We start from the raw sequence: 11,452 nt of genomic DNA, 5'->3' as shown, positions 1-11,452 counted from the left end.
TACTGTGAAATCTCTGTGGCTTTGCGAATTGCTGTGAAGCCCCGCCATTGGTGCTAATGGCTTCATGCTACCGTTCGGACGTAGGCATCGTAATCGCGATATGCCACAAATCCATGAAGGAGCAGAGCCGATGTCGACCGTATCGCCCGCTGGCAGCAACCCGACGCCACAGAAATCCACGACGTCGGCCTTCGACGACAAACTCAATATCGCCAAGTCCAGCAAGACCGTTGCCGACTATATGCGCCAGAACGGCAAGTCGGCCATTTCCGGGCAGGAGCTGGCGCAACTGGCCAATAACACCTCGGGCAAGGTGCCAGCGGATGTCTCCGCCGCCGCCCAGTACATGCAGCGCCATCCGGATGTTTTCACCGCCATCGAAACCCACGATGTCGCCGGTGCCGACAACCTCTCCGGTGTGTGGAACTTCGATTGGGCTGCCAGTGGCGGACTCAACGGCACGCCGACCGACGCCATCGCCAAGATGCAGGACACCTTCGACCTGGCTATCGCCAAGTCGGCGCAGATCACCGAGATCACCACGGGCAAAAAGGCCGAGCTGGATTCCACCAAGCAACGGCCTAGTAACTGATAGTTGGTTTGTTGCCGCCCATGTTGAGAGAATGTGGGACCGGCTTTAGCCGGGAAGACGATCTGGCAGGCGATAAAATGTATTAATCCTGCCTACGCCTTCCCGGCTGAAGCCGGTCCCACAGGGATATCGCGCAGGCTTCACACCTCAGCTTACCAGCGACCGTAGTCCCGGCCATGATCGTAACCGCGATCATGGCCCCGGTCGTAATAACCGTAGTGCGGCGGCGGGGCACGGCGGTATTCGACGACCCGGGTCACCGGCACATAAGCCACTGGCTGGTAGTAGCGTGGTTGTGGCGGGTAGGCCCGATATTCAGGGCGATAGTGATCATGGCTCGGACCGCTGAACATCGTGGCTACGACGGCTCCCACTGCTGCTCCGGCGATAACAGGCACTATCACATCACGCTCGCTGGCGGATGCCGTACCTGCTGCAATAAGGCAACCGGACAGGATCAAGGCTTGGGTTATCTTCGAAAACATGGGTGTCTCCTCTGGCGAGATAAGTGGGTTCGCCATGGACGTATCTAACACCCGATTCATGTAAAGAAAGGTCTGGATTCGGTAAAGATCAGGTAAAGCGTGGGTAAATCACTGCAACTATCGGTGTCGATGATAGTGAGCATCACGCTTTATCAGTTTTGTTCTGTGCATATAACTGGAAAATAGCCTGCATAGAAGACCCTGCTCTATCAGCAGAATATCGCCCAGGATCCCGCCCATGCGTCGTTTGCTTATCCCCGTTCTCGCCCTCGCCAGCTCGCTGCTGGCTGCCTGCGCCTCCACGCCGAATCAGCCGACGGAGACCTTGCACACCAGCAAGAGTCCTGAAGCGTACACCGACTGCGTCATGCCCAAATTGCAGGGGCCAACCCAGGTGCCGACCCTGACCCAGACGCAGCGCCACTACAAGATTGTTGTTGCCAGTGCGCTCACCGCCGACAACATCCTTGAGGCTTACAAGGCGCCCAGCGGCGGCAAGATTTTCCTGTATGAACGCGGCCTGCTGGCCAACAGTTTCAAGCACGCGGCGCAGGAATGTCTCTAATCGGTGGATGAAGCAAACGCCCGGTTGGTGATCGTGATGTTATTGCCATTGGGGTCCTTGGCATTGGCGAAGCAATAACCGTCCGCCTGGTGGGTGGAGCCGAACTCCAGGCCTTGGGCCAGACAGTGCTGCTTGAAGCCTTCCACATCCTCGATATCAAAGCCCAGCTTGACCGTGACTTGCCCGGTTTTTACGGCTTTGCCCGCCAGATGCAGCATCAGGATTGCGCCGCCAACCGGTGCGCGTAGTTCGACGATACGGTCGCCGTCTTTACGGTGGGCGATAAAGCCGAAATGACGCTCATAAAAATCGCAGGTGGCCTGCATGTCGCGAACGTACAGCACGATGCGATTGAGGATCGGGGTCATGGCGTCTTCCTTGAGTAATGCGGATTATTGATTGTGAGCGCTGCGCATTCTCGGTGGGCTGGCGGGGGAATGTCGAGTGCAGGGTTTGCCTCAAGCTCACCCTTGGTGGTCCATGTCGATATACTCGGCGCCCTCAGCAAGCGTTCGGGAGAAATTCATGCGGCAGGTGTTACTTATCGTTGATGTCCAGTCCACCTTCAGCCCGCCCGAATGGCTGGTCGATGGCGTGCGGGCCTTGTCGGCGAATATTCCCACCATTGCTTCCATCGAGCTGCATGACGAACAGGTCACCCCGTTCAATCGGCAACTGGGTTGGCACCCGGCAGCGCAAGACGAGAGTCTGGTCGAAGCGGACAGGGTTTTCGTCAAGCACGGCTACGGGCAAAGCGCAGAAACCATCGAATACATCAAACAGCTTGGCGTGGACCGGGTGTTGGTGTGCGGCCTGCAGACCGAGACCTGTGTGCTTGCCGCCGGGTTTGCCCTGTTCGATGCCGGGCTGACTCCGACGCTGATTACCGACCTGACCATAGGCTCGTCCCTGGACCGCTCTGGCAAGCTAGGCATCAGCCTGTGGGAGCATCATTTCCGTCAGGTCACCACCCGGGCAGAGGTGATTGCCGGGCTGGATGTCTAGCCACGACACATATTGCGTCGATAACCGCTTGCCGCTAAAGTCTGGCCCCGGGCGTTTTGCTGCGCCTGCGGTCCGCGCGAAGGGGTAACCCAGGCACTTGTGCACCATTTTTCATTCCAGCTCCCGGCTTGTCGGCGGACCGAGCCCTGTAAGGAGTTGGCATGCCCGCTATTCTTGCTTCCCGTCATCACGGTCTTCTCGACCTGCCTGCACTGCGCAAGCGCGCCAAGCGTTTGCTCAAGGCCCTGAAAAATCACGAGGCTGACGACATCAGCCAACAACTGCGCAGCCTCGGCATAGCCGGGCCCGATTATCGCCTGGCCGACACCCAATGGCTGGTGGCCCGGGAGGCCGGTTTTTCCAGCTGGCCCAAGCTGATCGCCCATGCCGACGCCGTCGCTTTCGCCGCACGTCACCCAGGTTTTACGGCGGACGGGGAGGCAACGGTGCAACACTGGCGTTGCGGTAATGACATCGAGCACAGCCTGCGCACCGCAGGTTTATCCGGCGCGTTTCATATGTTCGATGACCCCATGGTGATGGGGCCGGTGCCGGCATTGCCCGAGGATGATTACTGGGCGGTGCGCTCGGCTTTCGCGCAGCAGGCGTTCGGGCTGTCCGAGCGCGATATCCAGCAACGCCAGACCAGGCAACGCGCCGCCCTGGCCCAGTTGAACGCCGACAGTGAAGTGGTGCTCTGGTGCGAGGGGGATGCCTATGACCAGTTGTTCCTGATCCGCCTGTTGGCCAGCCTTCCCGTGCTGCCGCGCCGACTCGAGTTGATCGAAATTACCCAAGTGCCTGGTATCGAGCGCTTTATCGGCATCGGCCAACTGGCCCCGGACCTGCTCGCCTGGCTATGGCCGCAACGCCGCCCGTTGGGTGAAGACGCTCTGGCTTTGGCACGCCGGGCATGGGCGGCCTATACCGCCACGGATCCAACGGCCTGGGCGCATCTGGCCGCTCAGGATCACCCGGTATTGCCTTTGTTGGCGCCCGCCCTGGCCCGGCAGCTGCAAGAGCTGCCGGGTGCAGGTGATGGCCTGAGCCTCACCCAGCGCCTGACCTTGCGCATCCTGTCGACCCATGGCGAATTGCCGGCTGGTAAGGTATTCGGCCACCTGATGATGAGTTACGAACCGTTGCCTTATCTGGGCGACCTGATGTTTCACGCGTTGCTGCGCGCACTGATCGAGACACCGCTGCCGTTGATCAAGGAGATGCCGGGCGAACACTGGCAGCAACGTCTGCTGAGTCTGACAAAGCTTGGCGAGCAGGTCCTGGGCGGGCACGCCCACTGGCTTGACCTGAAGCCCGCCGAGCGTTGGGTCGGCGGGGTGCGTATCGTTGCCGATCAGGCGCCTTGGCTGGTGAGTGGCGAAGGGCGGGTTTGGCGGCGTTGATCTGAATGGACCACGGCTGAATGTGAACGGCTGCTCATCCATGTCATGGAGAGCAGTCGTGCCCGAACTCAAACGCTCTTTGTGAGTCCATCATGGGCACGTTTTCCAGGGAGAAACACCAATGTCCGAAAGCGACGAATACGTGGCCGACAGCATCAAGATGTGGGTATGGTCCGGCTTTTATACGCAGCAGGAAATGGACGAGATGGTCGACGACATCATTGACGATGACTGCGATGTCCCGGCGCTCAAGGCGCTGATCCTGCCTGAAGTAAAGCGCAAGCGTGAAGCCGAGCGCTCATGGCCGCAGATCACCGCCTGTGATCGACTCGATAAGGTGTTCTATCACCTGCATGAGGACGGTATCTGCGCATTGTCCAATGCGGGCTACACAATGTCGGACGGCTTCTCTGATGTCGCGCAAGCCGTTCATGAAGCCCCTGACGGCCACTATCACGGCTACTGCTTTTATCACGGGCAGGATGTCGAGCGTGCTGTGCAAGCCGATGATCTGATGATCGCCTTCGGTTCACTCGATGATGATCCGCAACGCAGCCTGAAGGTCGGCCAGCGGGTGGTCGAGGTACTGAAAAATGCAGGCTTTGACGTGCATTGGGAAAATGCGATCGAGCAACGCATCCAGCTGCCAGCCTTCAAGTGGCAGCGCAGATCGCCATGATTGATCAGCCTGTAGCCGATGAAATCGATATCGCCAACAACTCGGGCAAACGCTCCCGTGCCGTCCCGCCCCAGGCTCGAGGCGGCAGTTGGGGGGCGTTTGTGTTTGGCGGCATTTGGGCGTTGTGCAACGGGGTCTGGTTCGGTGCCTTGAGCTTTCTGGCCGTGCTGACGCCGCTGCTGGCGCCGCGCTTTACTCCATTGTTCGCCTTGGTCACCCTGTTTGGCGTGGGTGTGTGGCTTTACCTGGCAGCCCGCGGGCGCTCATTGGCGTGGGCCCACAAGCGTTGGAGCAGCCTCGAAGTGTTTCAGGCGACGCAACGCACCTGGTCAAAGGTCGCCAAGGTGGTGTTTGCCGTTGGACTGGTGCTGTCGATGATCCTCGCGGGGCTGTTCTGGATCATGCTCAAGGAGGGATTGAGTGCGATGAAGGGCTGAAGCCCGGCGCGCTCGTTGGCGGTCTTTGAGCTTGTGGTGGGAAATTGCTCTACTTTATAGGAGGACAGTAGTAACGCCCACGAGAAAAGGATGGCCAATGAGTAATTCCTGGAACGAAGGTTATTTTACAGACGAGGGTTATGTCTTCGGATATTGCCGCGAGATCAATCCTGTATTCCAACGTTACTGCCTGCTGCTGCGCGGTTTTCACACTCTGGAGAGTACTGACGCCTGGCATTGCGAACTGGGCTTTGGTCAGGGTGTTTCGATCAATATCCACGCAGCCGCCAACCCAGGAACTTACATAGGCACGGACTTCACCCCGTCCCAGGCCGCCCATGCCAATGCCCTGGGCGCCACGTTTGGCAGTACTGCGCGGTTATATGACGACAGCTTCGAACAGCTGCTGGCCCGTGCCGATCTGCCGCAATTCGACAGCATCAGTCTGCACGGTATCTGGAGCTGGGTCAGCCGCGATAATCAGAAACTGATCGTCGAATTTGCCCAGCGCTATCTCAAGCCAGGTGGTCTGTTGTACGTCAGTTATAACTGCCTGCCAGGGTGGTCGCCGCTGGCGCCGTTGCGCAAGTTGTTCAGTCTGCACGACCGTTTTGCGTCCCACGCGGTTCGCCCGGCCGAGCGCATCGAGGCGGCCCTGCAATTCTCCGAAGTGGTACTGGCGGCCAACCCCAATTACGCCAAGACAGCCCCGAACCTTGACGCCAAGCTGCAGAGCATCAAGGGCGAAAATCGCCAGTATGTTGCCCATGAATACTTCAACCGCGATTGGGACTGTGTCTACTTCACCGATGTCGTGGATGCTCTGGCCGATGCCAAGCTGGACTACGCCACTACCGCCGTACCGCTGGACGCAGTGGACCCGCTCAACCTGAGCAACGAAGGCATGGACGTATTGGAGGCTATCGACCACCCGATCATGCGCGAGCAGGTGCGTGACTACTTCGTCAACCAGCCATTTCGTCGCGATTTGTATCAGCGAGGCACCCAGCGGCTGTCCGCGTCAGAACAGCGTGAGGGCATGCTCAATACCCGCTTTGTCATGCTGCAAGTGGCAGAAAGCGTATCGAACACCGTCAAGGGGGCGGCGGGTGAGGCTTCGCTTCAGGTTGAAATCTACGGTCCGGTGCTCGAAGCACTGGCGGCCAAGGCCTACGCACCGAAAACCTTGCGTCAAGTGGCGGGCGCTGTACCGCAGTTGACCTATGACGCCCTGGAGCAGGCGGTCAATGTGTTGGTCGGCATGGGCGCAGCGGCTCCGTGCCAGAGCGAGGCAGCGGAGAAACTGGTACAGGCGCGCTGCACCACCCTCAACCTGCAACTGTGCAAACGCTCGTTGCTCAACGATCAGATCCAAACCCTGGCCAGCCCGTTGACTGGCGGTGGCGTGCCTGTTGGCCGTTTCCATCAGATGTTTCTGATCGCGATCAAGCAAGGCAAAAAACAGCCTGCGGAATGGGCGCAACTGGCATGGGACATCATCGGTGATCAAGGCGAAGGGCTGGTCAAGGACGGCAAGGCACTGACCACGGCCGCAGAAAACGTTGCGGCATTGACCGAGCAGGCTGAAGCCTTTGCCGAGACGTCCCTGGTTATCCTGAGGGCGTTGAAGATCGCTTGATCATTAAGGCCGGGGACGCTCAAGCTGCGCCCGAATGACTTTGACCAAACCACCCGCACATCGTTGACGGGCGCGGTGGTTTTGGGTGATGGGATGTATCTATGTGATTATTGAAAGGTTTTCTGCCCTTGAGTGATTTAGCTGGAAACGAGACGCGGAGTTACCCGATATGGACGTTTGAGTTGGGTGTCAGATGAGTAAGTATTAAAAACACTGATTGGCTGATTCCGAAGCCTGTTGTTCAATATCATGGTTTAAGCTATCAAGTGCTCCATATGTGAAAGCAGCTCTAAAAAATATTTTTTATTTCGGATTTGTTATAAGGCATCGCAATGGATCTGCAAAGTAAGTTCTTGATCTGGATGTTTACCATGTTTTGTTGCTGTCAGGCAAATGCTGACTGGGCCGCTCCTGGTATTGCTTATCGGTGTGATAAAGGAGCAAGCACTTTTACGTTTGTTGCTACGATGGCCACGAGCGATCCAGTTCCCGGAACCATTGATGTTCCGAAGAGCTACCACGCGCTATTAGGTGGTGAAACTATCAAGTGTTCGCTCAACGGTCAAAAACTTCAGGCAAAAGTCTTTATACGTGAGTATAGAGTGCAAGGCATATGCGGAGCTGCAGGGGGAGTCATCATTTCTCAACTGATGGTCAACGGCAGGTCAGTAATGAAAGACAAAGATTTTAATTATTATTGTTTCAATCCTGATTCATATTACCGAATAAAGATAAGCGTGCAGGCCAGAAATATCGCTATAACAGGCTGTCATGCTACCTGGGATTGGGATGTTGGCTATAAAGAAGTCTATTGCGATGATGAAAAGATAACGGCTGACTCTGGATTGGCGTTCAAGCATGGATGGGAGACCACCTATAGTCCGGATTCTGCTGTCTGTTCGGTTGTCTTTGATCAACTGAGAAGAAAGGTTTTTCCACCAGGAGGATATGATAATAAGCATGAACTGGTAAGCCGTTTAGACGCGTGTACACGCTCTGTCGTATTCGGTATGAGTGGATTTGAATTGCCCCATTGGGAGGTCGTCAAGCTTGAAGACCATAAGGAACTTGCTCTGAGTATGCTTCTGCAGAATTTTTTAGGGCCGGAAAGGTTTTTCACCCGGCTCAAGGACGACCTGCACAATCCAGAGGAAAGCGGTCAGGAATATTATATTGAACAGGTAAAACGTCTTGAAGAGCTCATTGTTCAGCGAAATGAGCTTATGCTAACAAGGAACTCATTAGATAAATATTATGATTATGGACAGCGCCACGTTGTTGCCGAGGACCAACTCATTGCGATGATTCCGTATGCTGCCGGTACGTTGCCAGCCCACGAGGGTATGTGCCCTGAGGTCAATTTGAAGAGCTACCCGACAGGCGTTTTATCTTATGTAAAAACTGATTTGTCGGGCGTTGATGGCAGTAGGGTGAAGAGGGGTGGGGTATATGGGGAACTCATGGTGCAGAATAATGAACTTTATCTGATTAGTGCTGGATCGACCAAAGTATACATTGAACGTAAAGGTGATTCATCGCCGGTGTCTGAATGTCAAATAGAATACAAGTAAACAAGTTTCTGATTGAACTTCACCGGTCTGTCCGTGGCGTGACAATGCTCATCGTTAGCCCGGTGTTTATGGGGGAGCCGCGCAAAACTCAGGCCAGCAGTTCGCTGATCCAGCGAACTTCCCGGGCCAGGTCCTGCACCTTGTCCTCGGGCACAGCCTGCTGTGCGTGGGCGAAGCTGGCCAGGGTGCGCTGTTTATGGCGTAGCCTGCGTTGCCATTTGGCCAGGAGTTCCGGGCTGCGCGCCTGCAGCAGCAGCGGGCCGAAATACAGTTCCTCGGCGCTGTATGGCTGCCGCATGGCGGGCTCGGCGACGATAATTTCGTAGTCGAAACGGTTTTCCCGCAGCAGTTCTTCGGCCAGGATTCGGTAGTCGTTATCCATCAGCCATTTGCGCAGTGGCGGTTCGCCGCCGTTGGGTTGCAGGATCAGCCGCTCACGGCCACTCAGGCGGGCCTTGCCGCTGTCGAGGATATCGCGGATTGTTTCGCCACCCATGCCGCAAATACTGATCGCGGTGATGCCATCCTGCGCCTCGATCGCTGCCAGGCCATCGGCCAGGCGTACGCTGATCTGATCGCCCAGATCGTTGTCGGCCACGGTGCGCTCGGCCGCCCGGAACGGCGTCAGCGCTACTTCTCCCGCCACTGCCGCGACGATGGCGCCACGGCGCAGCAGGGCTACCGGCAGGTAGCCGTGGTCCGAGCCGATATCGGCCAGTCGCGCACCTGCGGGCACATGGGCCGCGACGCGCTCCAGGCGCTGGGACAAGGTATGTGGGTTCAATGCTGACCTCTGTCAGGAGAAACATAACCATTTGAAGTCATGGCTTTTGTGTGGGACCGGCTTTAGCCGGGAATAAGGTGGTGAAGACGTGGGCGTGTATTGATCTTGCCTGCCTCTTCCCGGCTAAAGCCGGTCCCACAATGGTTGTGTGTCTGAGCCCACAGGCGCGCGATTGTGTCGGTCAACGTCGCGCATTTCAAATGTTTCCGGCTACGGAGGAATAGGCATGGAACGTCGAGGATCCGGGTATCCGGCGCAGTGTTAATTCGATAGCGACGGAAAGCTTCACGCCGCAGTTTCCGGTGACCCTGATCGAAAAAGACTTCGGCTAATTCATAGAGGCTGCGCAAGGCGGTGCCGCGCTGACGATTGCCGCAGCACGCCTGTATAAGCCGGATCGATCAAAGGCTGGATAGTCATTCGCTGCGCAGCGCATCTTCCAGAAAGTCGATGAATGCACGCACCTTGGCATTCAGCGCCGAGCGTTCGCTGACGCAGGCATAGATGTCCATCGGTTCCGGCTCCGCGCAGGCGAGGTTGCGTCTGTCGGGTTGAAACAGCTGGAGCAGTTGGCCGCTGTCGATGAACGGCTGAGCGACGAAGCTGGCGAGACGGGCGATACCGCCACCGTTCGCGGCGATCCGGGCGATGATGTCGATGTCGTCGCAGACGAAGCCTGGCTTGACCCTGGCCTCGAAGCGCTTGCCGTCGCGGATAAAGGTCCAGGGCAGGAAGCGACCATCGGTGGGGTAGCGAAAGACCAGGCAGGCGTGTTCCTGCAGGTCTTCCGGGGTGGCCGGGACGCCTGCGCGGTCCAGATAAGCGGGTGAGGCGCAGAACAGGAACGGGCGTGAGGCGATATGCCGGGCGATCATCTGATCGGTCAACTGCGCCTTGATACGGATACTGATGTCTATCCCCTCCAGCCGATGATCGACCCGGCGATCGGTGCTGATGAGTTCAATGTCGATGCGTGGATAGGCGTCGCTGAACGCGGGCAGCAAAGGTGCCAGTACGTGACGGCCAAAGGCGGCGGTGGTCGCGATGCGCAGAGAGCCCTGAGGCTCACTGGCGACCGTTGCCGCCTGGGAAGCCAGGTCGATTTCGCGGGGTATATGGCGCACCTTGTCGAAATAGCGCGTTCCGCTTTCGGTCAGGGCCATGCTGCGGGTCGTGCGTGACAGCAGCCTCACGCCCAAGTGCGTTTCAAGCCGCGTGATGCTCTGGCTTACCGCCGCCGCGCTCATGCCCTGGGCCCGGGCTGCCGCCGCGATGCTGCCGTTTTCGACGACCCGGATAAACGTATTGATCAAGCCGAGGATATCCATCGGGCTCCTGTCAACGAATTCGTCAGTTTTACTTACGGATGATTCAAGTTTGACGGCTCTACCGACACCTCAGGCAGATTGCTAGGTTAGCCGCTGTTTCGCCATTTACCTTTGACCAGGACTGATCAATGACCGACCGCGCAGTGAAAAATACCCTACGTATCCGCTTTCCCAAACACGCGACGCCCTATGTATTCGCCCTCTATATGGCAACCATCATGGCGTTTCTCATGTGTCTGGTGATTACCCTGGCCGAGTTCGGACTGGACGAAAACTACATGAAAAATGTGATGAATGCCTACCGAGTAGCCATGCCGTCAGCATTTTTCTGCGTGCTGATCGTGCGCCCGATCGTTGCCAGGCTGGTGGCCTGGACGGTGCACGGTCACTGAGGCGATCTTTTACTGAGCGGCCTGGAGTGCGAGCTCGAATCGCCGCTCCTTCGCGGTTTCGTCGCCTGGGGAAGGAGGCGAGGGCAGAAAACCGCAACGCTGCAGTACTTTCTGTGAGCCGACATTGTCGTCATAGACATACGCCACCAGTTCTGTCAGCCCCCAGCGGTTTTTCGTCTGCGCGATCAAGTGCCGCAGTGCCAGGGTCGCCAGCCCCTGGCCGCAGGCGCGCAGGCCGACTCGATAACCGACTTCGGCAGAGTGCTCGGGTGAGTCAATGCTTTTCAGATTCGCCCGGCCAACGATTTCGCCGTCGGCGTCTTCGATGACAAGGGGATGCCAGACGCCGCGGGCAAAGTCGCTCAAGTAGCGGTCGATGTGCTCGGCGACGCCTTGGGATGAGTAGAAAGACGGGGCGCGGGCTTCGATATGGGATTCGAACCACTCACGGTTGTCGATTTCGAAGGCGAGCAACGCCTGTGTATCCGTACGGCTCAGCTCGCGAACGGTGAAGGCTGTCATTGCTTACATCCCAAGATTAGTTTCCCTGACACTGCGCTGTTGTGCAGCAC

At 57.5% G+C, this 11,452-nt stretch carries 14 protein-coding genes; 9 read left to right on the top strand and 5 right to left on the bottom strand.

What is annotated here, in order from left to right; all coding sequences use genetic code 11:
- Nucleotides 1-130 precede the first annotated feature (130 nt).
- On the top strand, nt 131-592 hold the full coding sequence (locus AC1Z24_RS19505) for a hypothetical protein (RefSeq protein ID WP_259108905.1): 462 nt from the start codon (nt 131-133) through the stop codon (nt 590-592).
- 152 nt (nt 593-744) lie between these two features.
- On the opposite strand, the gene AC1Z24_RS19500 is transcribed toward AC1Z24_RS19505, so the two are convergent.
- A complete protein-coding gene (locus AC1Z24_RS19500) occupies nt 745-1,077 on the bottom strand; it encodes a hypothetical protein (protein WP_483742267.1) in 333 nt (110 codons plus the stop codon).
- Nucleotides 1,078-1,315: 238 nt separating this feature from the next.
- On the opposite strand from AC1Z24_RS19500, the gene AC1Z24_RS19495 reads away from it, so the two are divergent.
- Nucleotides 1,316-1,642 (top strand): hypothetical protein, encoded by a 327-nt coding sequence (locus AC1Z24_RS19495; protein ID WP_483742266.1) that lies wholly within the window; start codon nt 1,316-1,318, stop codon nt 1,640-1,642.
- Here AC1Z24_RS19495 and AC1Z24_RS19490 read toward each other — a convergent pair.
- The gene (locus AC1Z24_RS19490; RefSeq protein ID WP_483742265.1) at nt 1,639-2,010 is read right to left on the bottom strand and encodes a VOC family protein; all 372 of its coding nucleotides are present in this window, start codon (nt 2,008-2,010) and stop codon (nt 1,639-1,641) included. The two genes, AC1Z24_RS19495 and AC1Z24_RS19490, sit on opposite strands and share 4 nt — an antisense overlap.
- 157 nt (nt 2,011-2,167) lie before the next feature.
- Here AC1Z24_RS19490 and AC1Z24_RS19485 point away from each other — a divergent pair, with 157 nt between their 5' ends.
- From AC1Z24_RS19485 to AC1Z24_RS19460, 6 genes are all read left to right on the top strand, one after another.
- On the top strand, nt 2,168-2,647 hold the full coding sequence (locus AC1Z24_RS19485; protein ID WP_259108894.1) for a cysteine hydrolase family protein: 480 nt from the start codon (nt 2,168-2,170) through the stop codon (nt 2,645-2,647).
- A 161-nt stretch (nt 2,648-2,808) separates the two neighbouring features.
- On the top strand, nt 2,809-4,050 hold the full coding sequence (locus AC1Z24_RS19480) for a DUF1835 domain-containing protein (RefSeq protein ID WP_483742264.1): 1,242 nt from the start codon (nt 2,809-2,811) through the stop codon (nt 4,048-4,050).
- A gap of 121 nt (nt 4,051-4,171) precedes the next feature.
- Nucleotides 4,172-4,729, top strand: a complete 558-nt coding sequence (locus AC1Z24_RS19475) for a DUF6891 domain-containing protein (protein WP_483742263.1) — start codon at nt 4,172-4,174, stop codon at nt 4,727-4,729.
- Nucleotides 4,726-5,166, top strand: a complete 441-nt coding sequence (locus AC1Z24_RS19470; protein WP_483742262.1) for a hypothetical protein — start codon at nt 4,726-4,728, stop codon at nt 5,164-5,166. Before AC1Z24_RS19475 ends, AC1Z24_RS19470 begins: the two co-directional genes overlap by 4 nt.
- Before the next feature lie 97 nt (nt 5,167-5,263).
- On the top strand, nt 5,264-6,805 hold the full coding sequence (locus AC1Z24_RS19465) for a methyltransferase regulatory domain-containing protein (RefSeq protein WP_483742261.1): 1,542 nt from the start codon (nt 5,264-5,266) through the stop codon (nt 6,803-6,805).
- A gap of 332 nt (nt 6,806-7,137) precedes the next feature.
- Nucleotides 7,138-8,376 carry a hypothetical protein gene (locus tag AC1Z24_RS19460; RefSeq protein ID WP_483742260.1) on the top strand — a complete coding sequence of 413 codons (1,239 nt, stop codon included), beginning with the start codon at nt 7,138-7,140 and terminating at the stop codon, nt 8,374-8,376.
- A gap of 88 nt (nt 8,377-8,464) precedes the next feature.
- Here the strand turns inward: AC1Z24_RS19460 and AC1Z24_RS19455 are convergent, their stop codons facing one another.
- Entirely contained in the window at nt 8,465-9,160 is a 696-nt protein-coding gene (locus tag AC1Z24_RS19455) for a tRNA (adenine(22)-N(1))-methyltransferase (RefSeq protein ID WP_483742259.1), read from the bottom strand.
- 416 nt (nt 9,161-9,576) lie between these two features.
- A complete protein-coding gene (locus tag AC1Z24_RS19450) occupies nt 9,577-10,488 on the bottom strand; it encodes a LysR family transcriptional regulator (protein ID WP_483742258.1) in 912 nt (303 codons plus the stop codon).
- Between the two features lie 128 nt (nt 10,489-10,616).
- Here AC1Z24_RS19450 and AC1Z24_RS19445 point away from each other — a divergent pair, with 128 nt between their 5' ends.
- Entirely contained in the window at nt 10,617-10,880 is a 264-nt protein-coding gene (locus AC1Z24_RS19445; protein WP_483742257.1) for a DUF2798 domain-containing protein, read from the top strand.
- A 9-nt stretch (nt 10,881-10,889) separates the two neighbouring features.
- Here the strand turns inward: AC1Z24_RS19445 and AC1Z24_RS19440 are convergent, their stop codons facing one another.
- Complete coding sequence (locus AC1Z24_RS19440) at nt 10,890-11,402, bottom strand: GNAT family N-acetyltransferase (RefSeq protein ID WP_483742256.1); 513 nt, start codon at nt 11,400-11,402, stop codon at nt 10,890-10,892.
- Nucleotides 11,403-11,452 lie beyond the last annotated feature (50 nt).

The organism is Pseudomonas sp. JL23 (genome assembly GCF_056933585.1).
Note: the sequence above shows the minus strand (reverse complement) of the source record. Positions and strands in the feature narration are given on the sequence as shown.